General features: G+C 46.8%; 12 protein-coding genes. 8 read left to right on the top strand and 4 right to left on the bottom strand.

What is annotated here, in order from left to right; translation table 11 throughout:
* Positions 1-56 precede the first annotated feature (56 nt).
* Complete coding sequence (locus ACZ48L_RS10795) at positions 57-218, top strand: hypothetical protein (protein ID WP_159102219.1); 162 nt, start codon at positions 57-59, stop codon at positions 216-218.
* 67 nt (positions 219-285) lie between these two features.
* A complete protein-coding gene (locus ACZ48L_RS10790) occupies positions 286-3,000 on the top strand; it encodes an AAA domain-containing protein (protein ID WP_025792521.1) in 2,715 nt (904 codons plus the stop codon).
* Positions 3,001-3,782: 782 nt separating this feature from the next.
* Here the strand turns inward: ACZ48L_RS10790 and ACZ48L_RS10785 are convergent.
* The 4 genes from ACZ48L_RS10785 to ACZ48L_RS10770 form a co-directional block, all read right to left on the bottom strand.
* Complete coding sequence (locus tag ACZ48L_RS10785) at positions 3,783-4,325, bottom strand: 5-formyltetrahydrofolate cyclo-ligase (RefSeq protein WP_025792519.1); 543 nt, start codon at positions 4,323-4,325, stop codon at positions 3,783-3,785.
* Positions 4,325-5,998 carry a S41 family peptidase gene (locus ACZ48L_RS10780; RefSeq protein WP_025792517.1) on the bottom strand — a complete coding sequence of 558 codons (1,674 nt, stop codon included), beginning with the start codon at positions 5,996-5,998 and terminating at the stop codon, positions 4,325-4,327. The genes ACZ48L_RS10785 and ACZ48L_RS10780 overlap by 1 nt, the downstream gene beginning before the upstream one ends.
* Positions 5,995-6,426: a dCMP deaminase family protein gene (locus ACZ48L_RS10775; RefSeq protein WP_025792516.1), complete on the bottom strand. Its 432-nt coding sequence runs from the start codon at positions 6,424-6,426 to the stop codon at positions 5,995-5,997. Before ACZ48L_RS10775 ends, ACZ48L_RS10780 begins: the two co-directional genes overlap by 4 nt.
* A 566-nt stretch (positions 6,427-6,992) precedes the next feature.
* Positions 6,993-9,080 (bottom strand): M3 family metallopeptidase, encoded by a 2,088-nt coding sequence (locus ACZ48L_RS10770; protein ID WP_025792514.1) that lies wholly within the window; start codon positions 9,078-9,080, stop codon positions 6,993-6,995.
* A gap of 324 nt (positions 9,081-9,404) precedes the next feature.
* Here ACZ48L_RS10770 and ACZ48L_RS10765 point away from each other — a divergent pair, with 324 nt between their 5' ends.
* The 6 genes from ACZ48L_RS10765 (at position 9,405) to ACZ48L_RS10740 (ending at position 25,795) form a co-directional block, all read left to right on the top strand.
* Complete coding sequence (locus ACZ48L_RS10765) at positions 9,405-9,998, top strand: hypothetical protein (RefSeq protein WP_025792512.1); 594 nt, start codon at positions 9,405-9,407, stop codon at positions 9,996-9,998.
* 800 nt (positions 9,999-10,798) lie between these two features.
* Complete coding sequence (locus ACZ48L_RS10760; protein WP_311563207.1) at positions 10,799-13,444, top strand: thiol protease/hemagglutinin PrtT; 2,646 nt, start codon at positions 10,799-10,801, stop codon at positions 13,442-13,444.
* A gap of 613 nt (positions 13,445-14,057) precedes the next feature.
* Positions 14,058-19,184, top strand: a complete 5,127-nt coding sequence (locus ACZ48L_RS10755; protein WP_025792509.1) for a translocation/assembly module TamB domain-containing protein — start codon at positions 14,058-14,060, stop codon at positions 19,182-19,184.
* Positions 19,165-21,582: a translocation and assembly module lipoprotein TamL gene (gene tamL, locus ACZ48L_RS10750; protein ID WP_278539063.1), complete on the top strand. Its 2,418-nt coding sequence runs from the start codon at positions 19,165-19,167 to the stop codon at positions 21,580-21,582. Before ACZ48L_RS10755 ends, tamL begins: the two co-directional genes overlap by 20 nt.
* A 906-nt stretch (positions 21,583-22,488) precedes the next feature.
* Entirely contained in the window at positions 22,489-23,187 is a 699-nt protein-coding gene (locus ACZ48L_RS10745) for a peptidylprolyl isomerase (protein ID WP_455078087.1), read from the top strand.
* Between the two features lie 100 nt (positions 23,188-23,287).
* Positions 23,288-25,795 carry a zinc-dependent metalloprotease gene (locus tag ACZ48L_RS10740; protein WP_455078086.1) on the top strand — a complete coding sequence of 836 codons (2,508 nt, stop codon included), beginning with the start codon at positions 23,288-23,290 and terminating at the stop codon, positions 25,793-25,795.
* Positions 25,796-25,927 lie beyond the last annotated feature (132 nt).

The following is a 25,927-nucleotide window of genomic DNA, read 5'->3' as shown; positions in this document are numbered from 1 at the left end:
GTCTGAGCCTGATGTTTCACCTCCTTTTCACCTTATTATAATAACACATATTGCGTATGAAAACAATGCTAATTCTACCTTTCATCTTCTTATTGATGATGATAACAACGCTTACTTCCTGCGATTCCTGTACCTCTCGTGGCGAAGATCACTATGATACCACGCTGGTTGATACGATGAAAGCCATCGTACTGGACAGTGCGAAGGACACCATCTGATGCCCGCTCCACTTGACTTTATACTCCTATCATTGTTCCCAATATCATTTAAAGAAATAAATAGCACATGGATCCACAACAATATATGGTGATTGATTTAGAGAGATTAGATAGTAAACGCATGTTTATTACCGAGGAAATCTCCTATATTAATAGGAATGATCAAGGGCTATGGACGGTACGTTTCAAGTCATCACCAAAGGTTTTCAATTACAATAAAGGACGTTTGTTATACCTTAGTAAGCCCGAACGCATTGATATTGTGGAGAAAGGACTGTATATACAGAACAAACACATAACCAACGTAGCTGAATTATTACGTTTCACCGATGGTCATTATACTTTTTATCGAGTAACATATACGAATGGTTCCGTTGAGAATCTGGACGGGAGTGAGGTGTATGTAACACGTACACCGATTGATAAAATCGGCAGTTCTTTATGGGATTATCTGCGTAAATTAGCCGATGAGACAGGTCTTATGGCTGATGATGAAACCAATCTCCTTTCTAAACAGTATGAATTGGTTGATGTAAAGCGAGACAATGTACCATTGGCACAATTCCTTGGGGATAAGACAGAGCTGAGGACTTACCCTCTACCAAAGCAGGTTTATTATGCTTTTAGTTGTAATACCAGCCAGAAAGAGGCTGTTGAGGCAGCCTTAACACATCAGGTAAGTGTTATCCAAGGACCTCCAGGAACGGGTAAAACACAGACGATTCTTAATATTATTGCTAATTTGTTAATAGCTGGGAAGACAGTACTTGTAGTCTCAAATAACAACTCAGCGGTAAATAATGTAGCTGAGAAGTTGGAGCATGAAGGGCTCGGATTCATTGTTGCAAAGCTTGGTAGTGTGCAGAAAAAGGAAGAATTTGTTGCTGATCAGCAACCTCTTCCCGATATGTCATCGTGGCATATAGATGCTTCTTCATCTGTAAAACAATGGGTTAAAGACGCTTTGAATAATGTTTCCCAAGGATTCAGTGCTCAACTCCGGCAGGCAGAACTCAGAGCTGAATATGATGCATTGCTAAAAGAGGCTACATATAATGAGAAGTTAGCGACTAACAGCATTGCCTGTGATTGGCTTTATAGTAAGTCTTCCAGTAAGATAATGGAGCTACTCAGCTACTATCAGATAAGGCAGAGTAAGCAGATTCCCGGTGTTTTTTTCCGTATAAAGTGGGCTTTGAAGCTGGGACTACCTATGTTTTCCTTCCTTCAGAAAGATGTATCGGATGTTATTGCCAGCTTAGAGAATGCTTATTACATCGTTCGCAAAGCTGAGATAGAGAAGGAATTGCAAAGTGTTGAATCAACCTTACAATCCGTTGATATCAAGGAAAACCTTAGGCTGTTACGTGATTATTCTTTGCAGATATTAAAGAATGAGATAGCAGAACATTATCGTGCGGATACAAGAACAGCGTTCACAATCAAGAACATAAAAGCCAAAACGGAGGATCTCCTACGGGAATATCCTGTTGTTTTGAGTACTACCTATTCTGCAAAAAGTTGTATTAGTAAGGATATGGTGTTCGACTATGTCATCATGGATGAGGCTTCACAGGTGGATATAAAGACAGGAGCTCTGGCACTTTCATGTGCTATGAAAGCAGTGATAGTGGGTGATGACAAGCAGTTACCCAACGTTGTAAGCCAGGAAGAGGCACTTGCTCTGCAAGCAATTCAGTTGACATATAAAGTTGATGATAGGTATAATGAAGTAACACACAGCTTCCTACAATCTTGCGTGGAGGTCTTTAAGGACATCCCTGTTACCTTATTGCGTGAACATTATCGCTGTCATCCAAAGATTATAGAGTTTTGTAATCAACATTTTTACAATGGTGAACTGGTGGCAATGACGGATGATAACGCTGAAGATAACGTGTTGCAGGTGGTACAGACAGTTGAAGGTAATCATGCCCGTGGGCATTTTAATCAGCGTGAGATTGATGTTATTGTGCAGGAAGTATTGCCACAGTGTGCAGATTCAGGGTCTGTTGGTATCATAACCCCTTATCGGCAGCAGGCAGATGAGATAAACAAAGTACTGGGAAAGGATATTGCAAGCACTGTACACAAGTATCAAGGACGAGAGTGTGATACCATAATTATGAGTATGGTGGATAACAAACCGACTGAATTCTCCGATGATCCGAATCTTCTGAATGTGGCTATTTCACGTGCGAAGACACATTTATACGTTGTCACCAATGGCAATAAAATGCCCGAGGAGTCTAATCTTGCACAGCTCATAGACTATGTTCGCTACAACAACTTCGAGGTTCGACAAAGTGAGGTGTCCTCAGTTTTCGACTTACTCTATAAACAATACACCTCACAACGGCTGGATTCTTTAGCCAATAAGCCTGTTGTCTCTGATTATATTTCGGAGAATCTGTTTTATAATACGCTTATGGAAGCCATTACAGCATTGGGCTTGGTGCATATTGATGTGTTGTGCCACTATCCTGTAGTACGGTTTATTAGTGACTGGAGTGTGCTTACGGAGGAAGAAAAGGCGTTTGCAAACAATCGCTTGTCTCATGTAGACTTCCTCGTTTATAACTCTTTGACGAAACGACCACTGTTGGTAATAGAGGTCGATGGCTGGTATTATCATAAGAGACAAGGCGGACAGGTGACGCGTGATGCGTTAAAGGACAAACTCTTGGCAAAGTTCGGACTCCCTCTACATCGTATATTAACGACGGATACCGTAAATGTGGAGTCTCTAAAGGCATTGTTAAGTTCATCTTTGATGGGGTGAATGCTATCCCCTGAAGAACTTTCTGGTACTTTATAAACCCATATATACATGACTCCTGTATGTCACTGTATGGTGTATGGGGCTCTATATGGTTTATCATAGAATAACAATGGTGTAACCTTTCACCTCCATTGCAAGTGTTGATTCCTAAGGATTAGATTAAAGGAAATAATCTTACAAAACAGAAGAGCTCATTAATGCTGAAATGAAGGATAATCATGAAAAATCGCTTTTGTAACCTTTGGATTATCAGAGAGTTACAGATGGGGTTGTAAAAGGTGCCCTTTTGCGTTGCAAAACATGCCCTTTTACACATCAAAAGATGCCCTTTTGCAATGCAAAAGGGCATCTTTTAGAACGCAAAAGGGCGTAGATCGAAAAGCAGAAAGAAAATAAATTGACAACATTAAAGTAAAACATGCTTCTCAGACGGTCTCCCCAAGCCTCGAAGAGTAGCCTTCCCAAGCTCCTCAAGGGAAGAGAATGTGCAGATGAAAAGTGGAGAACTTGGTCTTCCAGGAATATCGCCGAGGTCCTCGGGAAGGAGAGATTACTTTGTGGGGTATGGCAAATCCTACAGAGAAGGTGGGGCATTAACGGTAGGATGTGGACTGAATCAGTTCTTGGCTTATGCTACTTTGGTTCTTACAAGGTTAGGAAGAAAAAGTGGCAATATTGCCAAAAATTCTTCGTAAGGTGCCTGTTATGTTCTCGAAAAATTGTCTTTTGCGAAGAAAAAGTGGCAATATTGCCATTTTTTCTTCCCAGAAAAGGCATGGTGTTTAGTGTATTACCTCATCCATTGGCATGTCAGTTGGCTCCGTGGGGATGTGCGGTAGGAACTGGAAAGGGAAGCAAATGCCTACTTTTCGAGCTCTTGTCATGAGCGGAAGGAAGCGGTCGTAATAGCCTTTCCCACGTCCGAGGCGGTTGCCATCAGCATCGAAAGCCATGCCAGGGATGAGTGCGAAGTCGATGTTCTCATACTGTGTGAAGGGCTCACCCGTAGGTTCGAGGATGCCATAGGAGCTAATACGTAGTAAGTCGGGACCCGTATAGCGGCGTATTTCCATCTCCGTTTCGCTGATAACGACAGGTAACAGCACCGTTTTTCCCATTAAAGCCAAATGGCTGATGAGGTTGTGTGTAGCAACCTCATCAGCCATTGAGTTATAAAGCAGTACGGTTTGTGCCGTCTGTAGTTGTGGATGGGCAAGTACTTGGCGGATCAGTGGGTCGGATTGTCCGACCAGTTCCTCCGCCGTATAGTGTGCTTTCGCCGCCCTTACTTGCTTTCTCAGATCTTTTTTCGATAGTTTTTCCATTATCTTCGGTTTGCTTGTGGCGTGTTTCTGACCGTCCTTGCTGGTACATGTCTCGGCTTAGCAAGGTACTTGGTGTGGTTTTTGAAGACGTTCAGTGCCGCCTTTACCGTCTCATCGGAGAGGTTCAGGTATTCAATCCACGCCTGTTCGTCAAGGATATTATAGATGATTCTACTGTCAATGTAGTTCTGTAGCAATGAATGTGACCGCATAATCATCAGGTTCCGACGCCGTAATCCGTAGCGCGCAGCATAGTTTGCGAAGTCGTTCACAAGGTTCTGACGGTCGAGATAGTTCGCTAATGGCATCATTTCCGTGAACTTACTCAGTATCGGACGGTGCTCATCGGTGTAGTTAAAGGCGTATTGCAGGATCAAACCGCTCATCGCTGCCTCCTTATAATAGGATGTAACGTGCGACGTATCCTCTGGTACGAAGATGTCAGGAGTGATACCTCCACCGCCATATACGGTGCGTCCGTTGTGTGTATGGTAAGCTGGTCCGACGTGTTTGATGCTGTCCTGTGAGAAGAACTCCCCATGACGATAACGCGAAAGGAGGTCATTTTCATAGTCAGCATTGTCCCCTGGCTTGAAAGGTTTCTGTATGCAACGGCCTGAAGGGGTGTAATATCGAGCCACAGTGAGGCGTATCATACTGCCATCGGGGAACTGTATCTGTTGCTGCACAAGTCCTTTACCGAACGAACGACGCCCTACGATCGTTGCACGGTCGTTGTCTTGCATCGCACCAGCAAATATCTCGGCAGCTGAAGCAGTACCTTCGTTGATGAGAACAACCATAGGAATGTGTTGATAACTGCCCTTGCCATTGCTTCGATATTCGGCTCTTGGACTCTTTCTTCCTTGTGTATAGACAATCAGACGGTTCTTGGGTAGGAACTCATTTGCCATCTGTACGGCAGCTTCGAGTATGCCTCCACCGTTGTCACGTAGGTCTATTATGAGGTGATCAGCCCCTTCTATGTTCAGTGTTTGCAGTGCTGAAAGCATCTCTGCATAGGTCCTTTCACCGAAAGACTTCACCCGAATGTAACCCGTTGTGTCATTGATCATGTAGCAAGCAGAGATACTCTTCACGGAGATGTCACCACGTGTGACCGTGAATACCTTCACTCCTTTCTCTCCAAAGCGCTTCACTCCAATCAGAACCTTTGAGTCTTTCGGACCTTTAAGACGGTGCATCGCCTCCTCATTGGTGACGATCTTACCAACGAAAGGCTTGCCATTGATGCTTACTATCTTGTCTCCAGCAAGCAAACCAGCACGGTTGGCAGGTCCATCCTTGATGACATTCTGCACACGAATGGTATCATCACGGATGATAAACTCAATACCTACACCCGAAAAGGAGCCCTTTAAGTCGTCTGTAGCAAGCTGAACGTCCTTCGCACTGATGTAAACAGAGTGCGGATCAAGCTCCGCCAGGATCTGAGGGATGGCCTTTTCGACAAGACTATCGATGTTTACGGAGTCAACATACTGATCATCGATGATGTGAAGTAGGTTACTCAGGCGGCTACTACCACTGTTTATGATGTTAAGGCGATTCCCTGAGAAGTGATTGGCATAGAAAGTACCAATCATAATACCAACGACAACGCAGAGCGCCATCACCAATGGCATGAAATGGTTGTTCTTTTTCTGGTTCATAGTTCCTTATATTCTACTTCAATTCCTGCCCATTCGAGTAGGTCGATACCATCTGTGAGGCGGTATTTCTCCCCATATACGACCCTGCGTATGCCTGCTTGGATGATGAGTTTAGCACATTCTATGCACGGAGAGGCTGTGACATAGAGTGTAGAATCCTCACTGTTGTTCCCGCTTCGGGCGAGTTTCGTGATGGCATTGGCTTCTGCATGGAGCACATAAGGCTTCGTTACACCTGCTTCATCCTCACAAATGTTCTCGAAACCACTTGGTGTTCCGTTGTAACCATCGCTGATTATCATCTGATTTTTCACTACTAAAGCACCTACTTGGCGGCGTTGACAATAAGAATTCTCTGCCCATATGCGTGCCATACGTAGGTAACGATAGTCGAGAAGGTCCTGTTTTTTATCTTGTTTTGTTATCATTTATGTAAGAATATATCGTAGTTCTGATGCCTTTCTGAGCCCTTCTGGGTTGTTTTCTGCACCCTTTCTGCGGGGAGGGGAGGGCAGATTGCGTGCGGAAGGGGCATGTCTGAGGCTGGGAGTGTTACTGTTTTAAGGGTGAAAAAACGAAGGAATGGAAGAATGAAGAGCTCATCTTCAATGCTCAAACCTCGTGTTCAATCCTTTTAAAGTCCCAACTTCTCAGCTCAACGCTTGATTTTTTATCTATCAAGAGTCCAAGTTTCCAAGCCCAAAAGACTAACCTTCCAAGCTCAACGCTTGATGTTTTATCTCTTAAAAGTCCAACGTTTCAAGTTCAAACACTTGGTGTTTTATCTCTCAAAAACTTAACGTTTCAAGCTCAACGCTTGATGTTTTATCTCTCTAAAGTCCAACGTTTCAAGCTCAAAAGTCCAACGTTCCAAGCTTAAGAGTTCAACGTTTCAAGCCCAAAAGCCCAGATTTCAAGTCTTGAATCTTGCTGTCTGACCTTACTTTGTTTACTCTTTTGCTCTACTTTGTTTACCCTTTTGCTCTTTTTTCTTTTAGCTTTTCCGTACTATTCCGTCCCTTTCTATCAGCGCATCGATGGTTGGTTCCTGTCCACGGAAGCGTTTATAGAGCGTCATTGGATGTTCCGTTCCACCCCGTGAGAGGATGTTATCACGGAAGCGTTGGGCTGTTTCCTGATTGAAGATACCCTCTTTCTTGAAGACACTGAAGGCATCTGCATCCAGCACCTCAGCCCATTTGTAGCTGTAATAGCCTGCTGCATAACCGCCAGCCATGATGTGTGAGAACTGAACTGTCATACAAGTATTGGGCAGTTGTTCACCAACAATGGCGTCAGCCCACGCCTTTTTCTCGAAAGGAATGATGTCTTCAGTGAACTCATCACGCTGTGTATAGTAAGCCATGTCGAGCAATCCGAAGCTCACTTGGCGCAGACAAGCCGTTGCAGCACCGTAGTTCCGACTGGCAATGATCTTCTCTATCAGTTCATCGGGCATCGGTTCACCTGTCTCATAATGGAAGGCGAAGGTGCGAAGAAAGTCCTTTTCCACTGCAAAGTTCTCCATAAACTGTGACGGAAGTTCAACGAAATCCCACCACACGTTCGTCCCTGACAGACTCTCGAAGCGTGTATTGGCAAACATACCATGCAGAGAATGTCCGAATTCGTGCAGGAATGTCTCCACTTCTCCTAACCTTAGCAGTGCTGGTTTGTCCTCTGTTGGCTTGGATAGGTTCATCACCAGCGAGGCATGTGGGCGTATATTCTTCCCTTCACGGTCAATCCATTGTCCTTGGAACTCGGTCATCCATGCTCCGTCACGCTTCCCTTTGCGTGGGTGGAAGTCAACATACAGCACGGCAAGGTAGCTCCCGTCCTTGTCATACACCTCATATGGGCGTACGTCAGGATGGTATACTGGGATGTCTTTGTTCTCCTTGAAGGTGATACCATACAAGCGTGTAGCCAGTCCGAAGACCCCTTTGATGACGTTGTTAAGCTCCAGATAAGGGCGTAACATCTCTGGATCGAGGTCGTATTTACGCATCTTCAGCTGGTGAGAGTAGTAGGCTACGTCCCACGGCATGACCTTAAAGTCGTCGCCTTCCATCTCTTTTGCGAGTGCAATCACCTCGTTTCGTTCCTCAATCGCCGTTGGTTTATAGGCTTTGATGAGGTCGTTGAGCAGTTTATATACGTTCTCTACGGATGTTGCCATGCGGTATTTCATCACGTAATCGGCGTAAGTATCATAGCCCAAGAGCTGTGCCATCTCTCTGCGAAGGTTGATAAGACGCTGACAAACCTTAAGGTTATTCGTGTCATTGTCCTTTATGCAGAGTGTGTTATGCGCCATATAGAGTTCCTCACGCAGCTTCCGCCGTGTGCTATACATAAGGAACGGACCGTAACTGGGGGCATCCAAGGTGAACACCCAACCCTCCATTCCGCGTTCTTTGGCAGCCTCTTGTGCTGCTTCACGTGCGGTATCAGGTAGTCCATCGAGGTCTTTTTCGTCAGTAATGTGCAGTGTATACGCCTTATTCTCCTTCAAAAGATTCTGTGAGAACTGTAGGGAGAGCATCGAAGCCTCCTCTGTCAGCTTGCGAAGGCGGTCCTTTCCGGCTTCATCAAGCAGTGCACCACTGCGTACAAAGCCGTCATAGCTGTTCTCCAAGAGGCGGTTTTCCTCAGGAGTAAGTGCTCCGTGATGTTCGTAAACATACTTGATACGTTCGAAAACCTTTGGATTCAGACTGACATCATTGCTGTGTTTCGTCAGGATAGGGCTCATCTTCTGCGCCAAAGCGTCCATCTCGTCGTTCGTTTCAGCGCTTAGCATATTGAAGAAGACACTCTCCACCCTGCTCAGAAGGTCGTAATAATGCTTTCTTCCCTTCACCTCATCCTCTGGAATAATGGTATTTTCAAAGGTTGGTTCATCAGGATTATTGATGATTTTCTCAATCTGTTCGTTCTCTCTTCGTATGCCTTCCATCATCGCTTCCTCATAGTCGGCAAGCTCAATGCGGTCGAAAGGAACGGTGTCATGCGGCGTATCATAGGGTAAGAAGAAGGGGTTTACGCGCCCTTTCTCCTCTTTTATGTCTTTATTCATGTCTTTGCTTTCTCTTTATTAACCCACAAAGTTAACATAAAAATTGGACATATTACATATAATAAGGTGTATTTTAACGCAATTTATTGCGGCGTTTGTACCAGTGTTGATACTTTTCTGCAATCCCCCTAACCGTTCTTTGCCTTATTTCTCTACACTTATTAATCCCCCTTAACGTCTCACGGGCGTCTGGAGAGGATAATGTTAACCTCGCTTTATTCAGTGGGTTATAAAGAAAAAATCAATTAAAAGCAAGCTGTTTTTTCGTCTGTTTGGATGTAATAGGCTTATCTTTGCCACTGTTTAATCAATAATATTGAAATCATGAAAAGAAGTAATTTGTTTAAAAAAGCGGCATGGGCACTCCTGATGCTCGCAGGATTATTTACGTTTGCTTCGTGTAGCAGCGATGAAGAGGAAGACTATAAAGGTAGTGACAGTACTGTTGTAAATAACAAAGAGACGGAGTTGAAGCTGCACGGCACATGGCAGTCATCCGAAAATGGTAGTTATGTAGTTCTGAGAAACCCAAAGACGGGGAAAGAAACGATAGTACAATACCGTCGACTTGACGATAAACTCATCCCTTATCTCAATGGTAAGATAGCCGATTTGGACACCCTTGCCGGACTGAGTCGTGAGGATTTGGGCGATAGATACATCCGAATCCAGTTCCAACCAGAGGGAAAACTGCAGAGTTTTGAGCAGAAAGAGAACGGCTCATGGGAGAAAGATGACGATGGAAACTACGGCTTTAACGACGATGGTTTCTATATGAAGATTGGCGGAACGAACTATACGAAGTTGCGCATCACGAAGTTGACGCTGACAGAACTTGAACTTACGGAGACCACTTTTGATGATCATGACCTCAATGAGGTGGTTGTTAAGAAGGTCATCCAGTTCGTTCGGGCATGAATGGAGCGCAACTGGGAGTTGCCAAAGAGCCTCTCACCCCACCGAAAGAAGGTGGGTTGAGAGGTTTTTTTGTGACAGTCCGACCGCTTTTTCTGCGTGCTTACAAGTTGACAAATAGCTGAATTGCCTGCTATAAGGCAATACTTTGACTTCTAAACTTTATAATTTCGAGAATAAAACACTGACCTTTAAGCCATATTTTTTCATCCTTTTCTATCCCCCAGCAACCAGCATTCCGTATCCCGCCAGGCACATCCCCTCCTTCGGAGGGGCTTGGGGAGGCCGTATTTTGGGGGTGTTATTTGTCAATTTCTTTCCTTCCTGTTTCCCCATCTACGCCCTTTTGCATTCTAAAAGATGCCCTTTTGCAATGTAAAAGGGCATCTTTTGACGTGTAAAAGGGCGTCTTTTACAACGCAAAAGGGCACCTTTTACAAGCCTCTTTGTAACCTATTGATACTGCGGAGGTTACAAAGTCGTTTTTTCTCCCTTATCGTTCGTTTTGCCATCCATATGCCTTTACTTTTTGTAAGGTTATTTCGTAATCACGTAAAGAGGATACTTTGCAATCGTCATGCAACCCTTTCTCCCTACAAGACAGAAGCCTTCACCGACCAACCCACCACAATTTTGCAGGAATTATTACGAAGTGAAAAATGTGTAAGCAAAGAAAATATAATGTTACTCATACTTATTTTTTATTAAAGGATGGGCTGCAGAGTCCGTTGTTTATCGGGGATTCAGTAACTTTGTACAACGTTTAGAGGATTGTTTACATAGTAATAATAATTTAATATATTATGAAGATTTACCTTAAAGTTTTCAGGACATTACGCAAAAACAGCCTGATGCTCCTTTCGTTGGGCGTTTTTCTACTCTCTGGAACGCTGACCTTTGCTGGCAATGTGACGCCGGCTGAAGCCGTAGCCATAGCCGAACGCTACGTGCAAGTGAACAAACAGGTGCGCCGAATGGCACAGACACGCACCGCAAAACTCTCTCCTTATTATATATACAACGACGATCGGGGCAAAGGTTTCGTAGTTGTTGCAGGCCATGACGGCATGGGAGAGCTGCTGGCTTACAGTGATGATGGCAAGTTAGACACGACGAATGCCGACTCAGGGGTACGCGATCTCCTCCGTGCTTACCGTCAGGTGTATCGCCAACTGAACCTTCATCCGTCGCTCACCACACGTGCCGTGGCACTGAAAGCAACGGGTGACGAGGTCAGACCACTGCTGAAAACCTACTGGGGACAGCATGCGCCGTTCAACAACAGACTGAACTTCGGGTATGATGTGCCCACAGGTTGTGTCGCAACAGCCATGTCGCAGATCATGTATTACCATCGATGGCCCGAGCATGGACGTGGACAGAACAGCTACAAGCAGCAACAAGGCGACTCCATTATGACCCTTTCGGCTGATTTCTCCAAGTCAACCTATGCCTGGCAGAGCATGCTTCCCGTCTATCAGCAGGGCAAGTACAGTGCAGAACAGGCTGATGCCGTAGCCAGACTGCTGCGAGATCTGGGCATAGCAACCAACATGCAGTACTCAAAAGAGGGTAGTGGAGCTACTGATAACGATGCTGAGAACGCCTTCGCGACCTACTTCGACTATGACGTAGCAGCCATAAGCCTTGACATAGAGTCGCCAGTTGGCTTCCTGGACATTATGCGTAGCGAGCTGAGGAAGGGCTTCCCAATCTTTATGGCAGGTTCTTCAGACCTCGGAGGACATGCTTGGGTGGCTGATGGGTTCAACCATGACGGACTGGTTCATATGAATTTCGGATGGTATGGCAATGGTAATGGATACTATGCAGTGTCTGTTCTGAACTTAGTAGCTAAGAAAAAGGAGGATTATAAGCAACTATTGGACTTCAGATACAACCCTGTTATCATCCTCGCACACCCTAATAAGGCTGGCGTTCCTAAGATAGAAGAGTCCTTAAGAGAGCAAACTTCAAAGCTATCGTTCGATGTTGGGGGTGATATGCACTTCCTTGGAGCGAAGCCAACAGCACCAACGGCTGATGCAAAGGTGGTATATACCCACTTCTATAACCGTGGTGATAAACCCTTCAAGGGCGATGTCGGACTCGGGATATACGATGAAAAAGGCAATATGATGCGTACTTGTCCGTCTGATTATTACGCAAAAGGCGGTTATACTGTAGCCCGTTTCCAGGGTGGAGAACTGGCTCATAACATCCTGGCAGCCGATACTCTCGCCTTCAAAGCCGACCTTTCCAACCTGAAAAACGGTACTTATACCCTCGCACCGGTCTATGCTGAGCGCAAAGCTGACGGCAAATGGGGACAATGGACACGCATGAAGATGGCACCACGCATCGTCCTTGAGGTGCAGAACGGTAAGGTTCTCTATGATGAGTTACCCTCCAACGAACCTGCGTTGCAGCTTGTTGAGAAGCCAATCCTTGAGGATTCACTCCAGATTGGCGTACGAAACATGGTGCATCTGGCTGTTCGTAAGCTCGACGGAAGGGATGCTAAGTGTGTCATCAGGGCTGAAGTGGTTGACGAAAAAGGGCAGTTGGTGTCCACAGGGGTGTCACGTAGCCTTATCATCTACCCTTATGGCACCACCGTTTTCGATGTTCCGCTGACGCTTCCACGCCAGGTGAAGGGGCAGAAGTGCAGGATTCGCATCAAAGCTGACGTCACTCATTACATCGTTGACAAAGAAGTAGGCACACGAATAGACGTTAAAGACTACAAGATGCGTGAGCCTTGGTACGTCACAATAGCCAAAACGGGCAATGAAAAGTTCTTTGGTTCGACGATAATCAGCGTAGAAGACGCCGACGGAGTGGGTCATGGAAATGAGATTGACTATGAAGCACTGCAGAAAGCACGCCTACATGCGTCGTTTGAAGTCGTTGGTGCTGCTGGCTACGTGGGTCCTGTGCGCTATCAACTGACGGATATGGTGACGGGAAGAGTGGTTCCTTTGGGTGCCGACCCATCCTCACTCAACCTTACTGATGGGCAGAGTGGCATAGGAGTATATAGCATCTGGATGGCTAAAAACAATGTGCAGCTGGTCAACGGCCGCTGGTATAAGGTGGGATTGATCGTGAATCTGGATGGAAAAGACGTAGATGTCTTCCCGAAATGGGAGAACCCTTACTGCATAAGAGTCCTCAACGGACCGTATAATTCAGATGATGATATAACGCCAACGGGCATCAACACCACCGAGACAAAGGGTAACATCACTTTCGAAGGGGGTGTGCTGAACATCCAGCAGACGGGACTTCAGACGGTGAGCGTGTACAGTCTGAACGGTGCATTGGTACAGCGTGTCGATGCAGCAGGCAAGAATAACCTCACCATTAGTCTGCCTCACGGTACTTACATCGTGAAGATTACCACCAATACTGCCGCAGGTAACCTCGTTCGGAAGGTGAGTTGGTAGGATGAAGGAGCCTCTCCCTTTCGGTGAAAGAATGGGGGATGAGGCTTCTGAAATACCCTTACAAAGTTTGTGTGCTTATGGTTCATCTGTCAGATGGAAACCACTGAAAGCCGACTTTGTAACCCTTGGATTATCAAGGAGTTATAGATAGGCTCGTAAAAGGTGCCCTTTTGCGTTGCAAAACATGCCCTTTTACACATCAAAAGACGCCCTTTTGCATCGCAAAAGGGCGTCTTTTAGAATCCAAAGGGGCGTAGATTGAAAAGCGGATGGGAAGAATCCTTACAAAAGAAGTTCTTCCCTTCATCTCCTAATACTTACGTCCAGCCTCCGTTAGGATGTTCTGGAAGACATGAACCTTCGCTGCATCAAGCGGCTTTGTCTCATCATTGTTGTCTGCACCAACGTATACTGGGCGGATATTACTACCTTGATCTCCGCTTCTTACAATCTGTTGGGAACTTAGAACTACCCCCTTGTAAACCTTATATCACTGAGAAAAGCACCTCTTTATTTCATTATTTAACCCCTTAGGACGCTTGTATTTAAAAAAAAATGTGTTACTTTGCAAGGTCGGAGTGGCTCAAAGAGCTAAATTAACAACACGATAGGTATGAAGAAAAGACTGAAATGGCTGATAGCAGTGGTGGCAACCCCTGTCATACTGTTTCTCCTTTTGATAGCGTTACTTTACTGTCCGCCGGTTCAGAACTGGGCAGTAAAGCGTGTTGCTGCGTACGTTTCAGACCGTACAGGCATGGATGTGAGCATTGACCATGTCACCCTTTCTTTCCCCTTAGACCTCCAGATGGACGGTTTGAAAGTGCTCCGACAGAATGATTCCATAGCCAATCAGAAAGACACTGTGGCTGATGTGCACCGTCTGGTGGCAAGTGTTCAGCTGCTTCCCTTGCTCGAAAGTAGGGTAGAGGTGAACGAACTCACCTTCACACAACTCAAGACAAATACCGTAAACTTCATTGGTGACCTCCGCATACGGGGCAATCTGCAACGTCTGCATGTGGTGAGTCATGCCGTAAACCTTGCCACTGACTCCATACGAGTGAACAAAGCCGATGTGGAAGGGGGATGGATTGACATCGCATTGGGCGACACTGTCCCGACGGATCCGCATAAGAAACGTCCTCTTTGGAACATTAATATTGACCGGGCAACCCTTGTCAAGACTGATTTCCGTCTGCATATGCCCGGTGATACGATGAGTATTCGTGCACGATTCGAGAAGGCTCAGGCACAAAGAGCCGAACTCCAGTTGCATGATAATATATATAAGGTGGGGGATTTGGACTGGCAAGGTGGTACACTGAACTATGATCAGAACTTCGTTAAGCCAGCCCGTAAAGGCTTTGATGCCGCACATATCGCCATGCGTAACGTCTATCTGGGCGTTGATTCCTTGGTTTACGCTGCTCCAAGACTGCATCTGAGGGTGCGAACGGCACACATGGAGGAGAAGAGTGGACTCACTGTGCGTGAGTTCCGCGGCCCGTTCACCCTTGATTCGACGAGTATCTACCTGCCGAATATCTATCTTCGCATGCCCGGAACAGAGCTGGCAGGACGTTTCCAGATGAACCTCAATGTCTTCTCCGACACCCATCCGGGAACACTTTCGACACAGTTGGACGGCTATGTCAGCAAGTCTGACCTCCTTCCTTTCCTCTCTTCACTCCCTTCACAGCTCTATCGTGCCATCCCATCGGCACGCCTTACGGTGCAAGGAAGGCTGGAAGGCAATCTCCGTTCAGCCTCTTTCCGACAGTTACACCTTGCTATGCCGGGGTATTTCAACCTCGTTGGGACTGGTTGGGTAGCCGATCTCATGGGTAAAAAGCCCTTCCGCAGTGACTTAAAGTTGCAAGGTACAGCCACAAACCTGGGCTTTGTCAATGCATTATTGCCCCGTGACGTGCGCAAAACAGTGTCTTTACCGCGGAGAATGGGCGTGAATGCCACGGTGCATGTACGTAAAAACCTCTATTCAGGCAATGTTCTTCTGACGCAAGGAGGCGGAAAGATTCGTGCAGTAGGTGCTTTCAACCCAGCCACAACACTCTATCGTGTCACGGCAACAGCCACGAATTTCCCACTACAGAACTTCCTTCCACACATGGGACTGTCACCTTTCACGGGTACAGTGAAGGCACAAGGAAAGGGAACGGACCTCCTTAGTCCGCATGCTTCAGTCAATATCACAGCCAGAATACGCCGTTTCAGATTCCAGAAGTACGACCTTGACGGTCTGAACGGTGACATATCGAAGAAAGGAGACCATATTTCGGCACATGTTCAGAGCTCAAACAGGATGATAGCAGGCGACTTTACGTATCAAGGAAGGTTCAGTCAGAAGCTCGTTGATGGTCATTTGCGAGGTTGGTTACGCCGTGTTGACCTCCATGCGTTGGGCTTGATGCAGCAGAGATACGTCCTTTCGTCATGGACAGACATGGATGTGCGCAGCGATATGAAGGCAAATCACCATGTGAGTGGGCCTCTTCGTAACTTCAGACTCACGGAGGAAGGACGGAAAAAGGCACGCCTCTTGGCTGCAGGAAACTTCGATGTGCAAGCCAATGTACGTAATAATCACCTTGATTCTCACCTCAAAGGTCGTCTTGCAGAGGCTGATCTGCAGGCACTTGGGATGGTAGATAAACACTATATCACCTCTGCTGACGCCGATCTTGAGCTTCGTTCCGACCTCAAGAACACCTATGCTGTCAACGGATATGTGGGCAATCTCCACCTGAATGAGCTGCGCAAGGATGGTCAGGTGTCACTGGCGGAAGGTAGTTTCAACGTAGATGCCACGATGCGTGGTAAGCGTTTGGATGCTTCAGTCAATGGTCTTTTCCCGCATGTGGACCTCTATCAGCTCGGCATCGTTGACCATCCGCTCACCAGTAGCTTTGCTGCCAATGCCTCTTTCGGTACAGATGGACGTGAAGGAATGACCCTTCGGGGTGTCTTAGGCGACCTGAAAGTGAAGGATCAGCAGCGTAGTTACGCACCGGGTGACGTCCATGTCGACCTCATGAGTAGGCGTGATACGGTTCATACCAGCATCACTGCAGGTGATTTCCACCTCAGTACAGCCTTCAATAGCAGTGTGAACAAACTCGTCAAGACGGGTCAGCGCATCGCAAAGACACTCCAAGCACAGATTGAAAACAAACGTATTGACCAGCCAGCGATCCTCCATCAGCTGCCGAAAGGTCATTTCACCCTCCACAGTGGACGTGGAAATCTCTTCAGTAACCTGCTTGCACAGAATGGATATGTGTTCCGTCAGGCAGATATAGAACTCACTTCTTCACCCCAGAAGGGATTGGATGGTACGATAAAAGTGGACTCTCTGGTCTATGACAGTCTGCGGATTGATGACGTGAACATCACCCTTCGCAGTGACAGTGACCGTGTAAACTATGATATAGCACTGGAGAATCGCCCCGACAACACCTTTCCTTATAGGGGATATCTGCAGGGTTCGTTCTATGAACACGGCTTAAAGAACCACATAACCATCCTCGATAACGCTGGGAAGAAGGGTCTCGACCTTGCTCTTCAGTCAGCTATGGAGGGGCAAGGGATAAAGGTTTCCGTCACATCACCACAGTCAATACTGGGTTATAAGACGTTTGCTGTGAATGATTCCAACTACATTTACATCGGTAGGGACCATCGTGTGTCAGCCGATCTGCGCCTGCTTGCCAATGACGGGACGGGTGTTCAGGTGTTGACAGACGATGCTGACGAAAGCTCTTTGCAGAACATTACCATCTCAATGAACCGTTTCGAGCTGGGTAAACTGTTCACAGTCTTGCCGTTCGCACCGAAGATGTCGGGTATGTTGGATGGTGATTATCACATCGTAAAGACCAAAGAAGACCTCACAGTGTCCAGTGATATGACCATAAAGAACCTCATTTATGAAGGTAATCCTATGGGAGATGTGGGCACACAGCTCGTATATATGCCAAAGGATGACGGTTCCCACTATGTTGATGCAGTGATAACAAAGAACGGAAACGAGGTAGGTGAGCTCTCAGGGGTCTATCATAGCAAGGATAAAGGTGACCTTGATGCAACGCTAACCATGGACCATTTCCCGCTGAACTACGTCAATGGCTTCGTACCTAACCAAATAGTAGGACTCCAAGGGAATGGGGAAGGATCGCTAACAGTGAAGGGTCCGCTCAAGAACCTTGATATAAATGGTGAGGTTTACCTTGATTCTGCCTATCTCGTCAGCGTCCCTTACGGTCTGAAGATGCGCTTTGCGAATGATCCTGTACTGATAAAAGACAGTAAAATACAGTTTGAGAACTTCGAAATGTTCTCCAGTAACGGGTCACCTCTTACCCTTTCAGGGTCTTTGGACTTCTCAAATCTCGACAATATGCAGCTGAATACGCAGATAAATGCTAAGAATTTCCAGATCATTGATGCGAAGAAGAATGCACGATCGGAGGTATATGGCAAGGCATTTGTCGACTTTATGGGTGAGCTGACAGGACCTGTTAACAACTTACTGTTGGCTGGAAAGATTGATGTTCTGGGCACAACGGACATGACTTATGTGGTACGTGACGGGACATTGGCATCAGATGACGAACTGAATGAGCTTGTTCGCTTCACCAATTTCAATGATTCTGTGGTGCATGTGGTACGTCGTCCAGACATCACAGGGTTCTCAATGCGCCTTGCAGTGGACATTGATGAGCAGGCACACATCGTCTGTGCACTCGATCCGCAACAGTCGAATTACCTCGATTTAGTGGGTGGTGGCAGTCTACTTCTTAACTATGACCCAACCAATGGGGTGCTATTGCGTGGTCGGTATACCATCAATGACGGTCAGATGAAGTATTCTATGCCAGTCATTCCATTGCGAACCTTCACCATAAAGGAAGGTAGTTACCTTGAATTCTCCGGTGATCCGATGCAGCCAAAGCTACATATCACGGCTACGGAAGCCGTCAGAACGAGCGTAACGACGACCTCTGGCACCAGCAGAATAGTCGATTTCAACTGTGGAGTGAAGCTTCGTAAGCAGTTCCCGAAGCCAAGTGTCGAGTTCATCATTGATGCTCCGGATGATCAAGAGATGCAAAGTATCCTCAATACCAAGAGCACTGAGGAGCGATCGAAGCTCGCTGTGACGATGTTAGCATCTGGAATGTACTTCGATGGAGAGAGTTCTGCCAGCGTGAACACGGCTATGAACGGTGCTTTAGCAAGCTTCTTGCAGACACAAGTCAATGCTATTACAGGCAAAGCACTCAACTCTATGGGCTTAGACCTTAGTGCAAACATGGAGAGTACGGCTGATGTGAATGGTAATCTACACACGGATTATACCTTCAGGTTCTCCAAACGCTTCTGGGATAACCGTCTTCGTATCATCTTGGGAGGACGTGTCTCCACCGGTTCTACCTTCTCTGAGGAGAATGGAGCATACTTCGACAACTTCTCTATGGAGTATAGACTGAACCAAAAGGAGACGAAATACTTCAAACTTTACTATGAGCGTGAGGCTTATGACTGGCTGGAAGGCAACCTAAGTGAGTTTGGTGCGGGTATCCTATGGCGCCGTAAGCTGCGTCATTTCAAGGACATCTTCCGTTCAAAAGACGATGGTCCGCTCGTCATTCCACAACCAAAGAAGGAGCGAAAGGACTCGTTAATCAATTTTGTCAATGAGAAAAAGAAACAATAACCACCTTATCGGAATAGGGATGGCAGGGCTTGTGGTCCTGACATCCCTATTGTCTATTCTGTCAGGATGCAGCACTACCTCTGCTATTCCTGATGGTGAACAACTCTATACGGGGATGGAACCCACGCAATATACGGACTATGAGCGCAACAAACACTTCTCTTCCGTGCAGGAAGAGTTGGATGTTGTGTTGGCAACGAAGCCCAATGCCGCTCTGTTTGGTAGTCCGAGCCGTCGTTCTCCATTCCCTGTAGGTCTCTGGATATGGAATGCTTTCTCTCCAGACACCACCCGTTTCTCTCAATGGTTGGTCAAAACGTTCGGCTCATCGCCCGTCTTGATGAGCTCTACCACCCCCGATCTGCGTGTCACTGTGGGTGAAAACCTCCTGAAGAAACGTGGATATTTCAAGGGAAAGATAAGCTATGAGCAGGTGCCACAGCGCAATCCGAAGAAGATGAAGCTGCAATACAGTGTGGACATGGGGCACCTCTGGACCATTGACAGCATCCGTTACACCAATTTCCCACCTGCTAATGACTCGCTGATAAGGCGGAATCTTGATAAAGCGGTCATCCATCCCGGTGATCCTTTTGATGTTTTGACACTCGAACAGGAACGAAAACGCATCACAGACCTCTTCCGTAACAACGGATATTACTATTATCAGAACAACTATGCCAGCTATCTGGCTGATACAATAAGCATGCATGGACAGGCAGATATGCGCCTGCAGATGGTGGATTCGGTCAATCCGCGTGCCTTACAACGGTGGTATATAGGGAAGGTAACGGTCAATCTGCGCCGACAGTTCATGGATTCACTCACACGTCAGAGTCGTTTCCGCGACCTTATGGTCAATTATAACGGCAAGAGGATGCCCTTACGTATGCGAGCCATAGCCAATGACTTGAAGATGTGGCCAGGAACGCTCTACAATGCGGAGGCACAAGAGAAGAGCCAAAGGCAACTTAGCGCAAGCGGACTCTTCTCTGCTACGAGTCTGAACTTCACCCCTCGCGACTCTGCTGACACCTGTCACATGCTTGATGTGGCTATAGATTGTGTCTTCGACAAGCCTTATGACTTCTATATTGAGGCTTACGGGAAAGGCAAAACAAGCGGACGGTTCGGTCCAGAGGTCATCGTTGGTCTGACGAAACGCAATGCTTTCCGTGGTGGAGAGAAGTTTGATGTGCGTCTCCATGGCTCTTATGAGTGGGCATGGAACGATGAAGACGACGGCAGAGACCGTCTTGGCGTGAACAATTATGAGTATGGTGCGGAGACAAGTCTGCAGATTCCACGTCTTGTCAACCCCTTTGCCATCCCTCCACGCAAGCGTTGGGACCGTATACAAAGGAAGATTGCAAGGGCAGAGGCACTGGGTATAACGTATAAACCGAAACCTCCACGCATCTATTATACCACACCTACAACAACACTGAAGGCTTCCGTCGACGTGCTGAACCGTGCTAAATACTTCAAACGGCATGTTGTCTCGGGCGAACTGACCTATCAGTGGCAGCCTAACGAGCGTAACAGTTACTCCTTCTCACCCCTTGTTCTTACCTATGAGTATATGCATAAGGTGACGGATCGTTACATTCATCTTGTTGACAGTATGCCTTATCTGGAGGTTTCCATGGCTGATCAGTTCATACCGAAGATGATGTTCCAGCACACTTTCATGAGTCCTGCATCCTATCGGAGCCCTGTGAAGGTGTGGACAACGGTCAGTGAAGCCTCCAATCTGCTCTCTGCTGGCTATGCCATAGCGGGCAGGAAATGGAGTGAAAAGGGTAAAGAGCTGTTCAAAAACCCCTTTGCACAGTTCGTAAAGGTGGAGACAAACGCCACGAAGGTGTGGGCATTGACGGAGAAAAGCAGCATTGCTCTCCACGGAAACATCGGTGCTTTATGGGCATATGGCAACAGTCGGTTTGCTCCTTATACGGAACAATTCTTCGTAGGAGGTGCCAATAGCATCCGAGCCTTCAATGCCCGACAGATCGGACCGGGGCGTTATCGGTCGTCAATGCGGCGCCGTTCGTATGTAGAACAGACGGGTGACATCAAGTTTCAGGTCAATCTTGAGTATCGACCCCACCTCATGGGCTCTCTCTATGGTGCCCTTTTCCTCGATGCAGGTAATGTGTGGACGATGCACCATGACCCCAATCGCCCTGGCAGTTACTTCAAAATAAAGAACGTAATGCGTGAGATGGCACTCGGAACGGGCGTCGGTCTGCGTTATGACCTTGGCTATTTCATGGTGCGTCTCGACTGGGGTTTCGGTCTGCATGTCCCTTATTCAACGGGCAGAAGTGGCTTCTATAACATCACTCGGTTCCGTGATGCGCAGGCTCTCCACCTTGCTATTGGATTGCCATTCTAAGGAAAAAGGGAGGAAGTAAAGCCTCCCCAAGGGCAAAGGGGTGCCTCCCCAAGCCCCTCCGAAGGAGGGGATGTGAGAGGAAACAGTGGGATATGGTGGCTCACTAAGCCATGAGGGGGTGCCTCCCCAAGCCCCTCCAGAGGAGGGGATGTGCCTGGCGGGATACGTATTTTCTATTGATTGTTAAAGAAGTCAGAGTAGTTAGAGGAAAAATTATGGGGAGTTAGAGTAATTGAAGGAGTAAAGGTCGTTAAGCCAAATGTGTTATTGGAAATGTCAAAGTGTGTCCCACTAATATTTTTTACCCCTATAACCACTTTAAATATATACCTTATAATATAAGACACATCTACTTAAACTACCATAAAGACCTATGTCCCCCACCTCAATCCACTGTATCCTATCTCACATCCCCTCCTTCGGAGGGGCTTGGGGAGGCCGCTTCTCTTTTCTTAGTTCCGCTCCTCTTTTGTCAATTCCTTTCCTTCTTACTTTTCAATCTGCGCCCTTTTGCGTTCTAAAAGATGCCCTTTTGCAATGTAAAAGGGCATCTTTTGATGTGTAAAAGGGCATGTTTTGCAACGCAAAAGGGCACCTTTTACAAGCCTCTTTGTAACCTATTGATTCTTTGAAGATTACAAAGGCGTTTTTTCACCCTCATCGTTCGTTTTGCCATCTATGCGCCTTTGTTTTTTGTAATGTTATTTCTTAGCATCCCATCCTGTATCCTTCACGTTCCTACTCGTGGCTCCTCGCTGTGGTTTTTATAGAGTCCGCAGCTCCCGTTAGATACCCTCATGAGTCGTTCTCCTCGATGAAAAAAACTGTATATAGGTGTTGTTTTTCTAATCAGAAATACCTATCTTTGTCACATTGTTATAGTTAATCAAAATAAAAAATACTACGATGAGGAAAAAGATCTTTACCCTTTTGGCAATCTTCCTTGCCTTTACGGCGGTCACTATGCAGGCACAGACCGTGCAGGATGCGCCCCGACACGAGGTGTTACTTGAGACGGACAGTGGTGATATACGCATAGAACTGTTTAACGAGACGCCCAAACACCGTGACAACTTCCTACGACTGGTGCGCAGTGGCGCCTATGACGGTGTGTTGTTCCACCGTGTTATCAAGGATTTCATGATACAAACGGGTGACGTGGGGTCGAAGAATGCCAAGCCGGGGGAGGCAGTTGGCGATACGCCAGAGACCTATACCGTGCCGGCAGAGATATGTTTCCCGAAGCTTTTCCACCATCGTGGTGCACTGGGTGCAGCCCGTGAAGGCGATGATGTCAACCCGAAACGGGAGTCATCAGCCACACAATTCTATATTGTTTGGGGATATAAGTTCACCGATGGACAGCTCGACAAGGTGCAGCAACGGCTCAATGAGCGCACGGACAGCACTGTTCAGCTCACTCCAGAGGTGCGTGAAGCATATAAAACGGTGGGTGGAACGCCCCATCTTGACGGTCAATACACGGTCTTCGGACAGGTTATTCAGGGACTCGACATCGTTGATATCATCCAGCGTCAGCCCGGTGACAAGAACGATCGTCCGTTGAATGACACCCGAATACGCAGAGCACTGGTAGTGAAATAAAGGAGAATGAAGCTTTTCTTTTAACTTCTTTAAACTTATTAACGCCATTGAAAATATATTAATTTACTATCTTTGCATACCTAAACAATAAATACCCAATATGACAATCAATAAGAGATTAGCTGGCTGTTTGCTTGCTTTGATGTTCGGAACGGGTGCAGGACTCGCTTCGGAAAGATATGTTTACTATGCTGTAAACGACTCTACTGATCAGCAGACAACGGCAGACAAGGATAAAAATAACAAGGGAAAAGTCGACGGAAAGGATGCTAAAGGCAACGACAAAACGCCGTCTTACGAGCAATTAATTAAGAAAAAAGGAAGTGTTCAGGAAGGTCTTTTCACCGTAAGACACATTGATGACAAGTGGTATTTTGAGGTTCCAGACTCCGTTCTGGGCCGTTATCTGCTTGCAGTGACACGCTTCACAGCCGTACCACAGAACTTCGGGAAGTTCGCAGGAGAGAAAGTTAATGAGCAAACGGTCTACTTTCAGCAGCGAGATAACAACACTTTACTGCTCAGGGCATACGTCCTTTCGCAGGTAGCCGACCCTAAAAGCAAGATCTCAAGGACGCTGACTGCATCCACTGCCGACCCTATCATCGCCGCTTTTAAGGTCATCGGACGCAACAAAGGGAAGCATACTCAGATGGTGGAGGTCACTCCGCTCTTCGCAAAAGATAATAATGTGGTGAGCGTTTCTACATCGGATGCTAAGCAATTAAAGCTCGGAGGACTGCAGGCTGACCGTACTTTCATTGATACAATGAAGGTTTATCCCATCAATGTGGAGGTCGCTACGACCCGAACCTACGGCAGTTTGGAGGGCTCAGCACCTGCTTCTCGCACGGGCTCAATGACCATCGGACTCAATACGAGCATCGTTCTGTTGCCGGAAACGCCTATGCAACGTCGCATTTGGGACCAACGTGTGGGCTATTTCACCAACAAATACACCATATTCAATGATGAACAGACGAAAACTGACCGTGAAGAGTTCATCTCAAGGTTCCGTTTAGAGCCGAAAGACAAGCGTGCTTACGCCAAAGGAAAGCTCACTGAACCTGTCAAACCCATTGTCTTCTACATTGATCCTGCCACACCTAAGAAGTGGGTTCCTTATCTTAAGCAAGGTATAGAAGACTGGAATGCAGCCTTTGAGACCGCTGGTTTCAAGCATGCAATACAAGCTCGTGACTGGCCAGACGACCCAAAGATGAGCGTGGATGATGCTCGTTTCAACGTACTTCGTTACCTTCCGGCAGAGATTGAGAATGCTTATGGACCGCGAATCGTCGACCCTCGCAGTGGAGAAATCATCGAAAGTCACATCTGTTGGTACCATAATGTGATGAATCTGTTGACGAAATGGTATCTGACACAGTGTGGACCGCTCGACAAAAGGGCACAAACGGTGCACATGGATGACAAACTTATGGGCGAACTTGTGCGCTTTGTGTCGAGTCATGAGGTGGGTCATACACTCGGATTGCGCCATAATATGGGTGCAAGTCACGCCACTCCCGTTGAGAAACTACGTGATAAGAAGTGGGTTGAGGAGCATGGTCACACGGCAAGTATCATGGATTACGCCCGATTCAACTATGTTGCGCAGCCAGAAGATGGTATTTCAGAGCGCGGACTGTTCCCTCGTGTGAACGATTATGACAAGTGGGCGATCCGTTGGGGCTATCAATACCGTCCGGAATTCAAGGATGAGAAGGACGAAAAGGAGCATTTGATGACTGAGACAACAGCCATCCTGGCTAAGAACCCACGTCTTTGGTTCGGTGGAGAAGGGAAGAATGAAGACCCACGTGCCCAGCGTGAGGACCTCGGTGACGACAATGTGAAAGCGAGTGATTATGGTATCAAGAACCTAAAGCGCATCATTGTGGCGTTACCAGCATGGACCAAGCAGCCCAATGACCAATATGAGGACCGTATGGAGATGTGGAAGAGCGTCGTAAGTCAGTTCAATCGCTATACAAACCACGTACTGAAGAATGTCGGTGGGCGTTATCTGAACAACATGCCGGGGCAGAAACCGTATGAAGTGGCACCTGCTCAGAAGGGTAGGGACGCTGTAGACTATCTCTCACGTCAGCTTTTCGATGCACCAGAGTGGCTCTATCCGACGACGATGACCGACATTTCGGGTACGGATGCGGTGGAAGCCATCAGCAATGAGCAGGCTCGTGTGCTGAAGGTGATGCTGAATCCTGCACTGATGGATAAGATTTACAAGGACCAAAGAGCACCGGGTGCTTATCAGTTCAAGGATTACTTGAATGATGTTTACCGCAGTGTATGGAAGCCATTGACAGGTCTTTCGGAGGTGAAAGCACGTACACGCCGTATGCTGGAGCGCACTTATGTTGAGCAGTTGAATGCTATTCTCAACCCTGTGAAGACTGAAAAGGCTGGTGCTGCCGACCGTATTCAATCGTCGGATGTGCTCCTTTATGCTGAACAGCAGCTTGATACGATTGAGAAATTCTGTAAAATACAGGCTGCACACAGTACTGGTATCAACCTGATGCACTACAATGACCTCCTCCGACAGCTGAAACTCATCCGCGAAAGGAGAGTGACGGTGAAGTAAAGGGGTGTTTCATACAGCCTCTCCCCGGCCCTCTCCGAAGGGAGAGGGAGAACAATTAGCGAGATTCCCCAGTGTATTTAAAGAGGCATAACTGGGTGTTTAAGAGTTTTAGTAGACTGGCTTTGAGATAAA

Source organism: Prevotella histicola, assembly GCF_055385135.1.
This window is presented reverse-complemented; position numbering and strand designations above follow the sequence as displayed.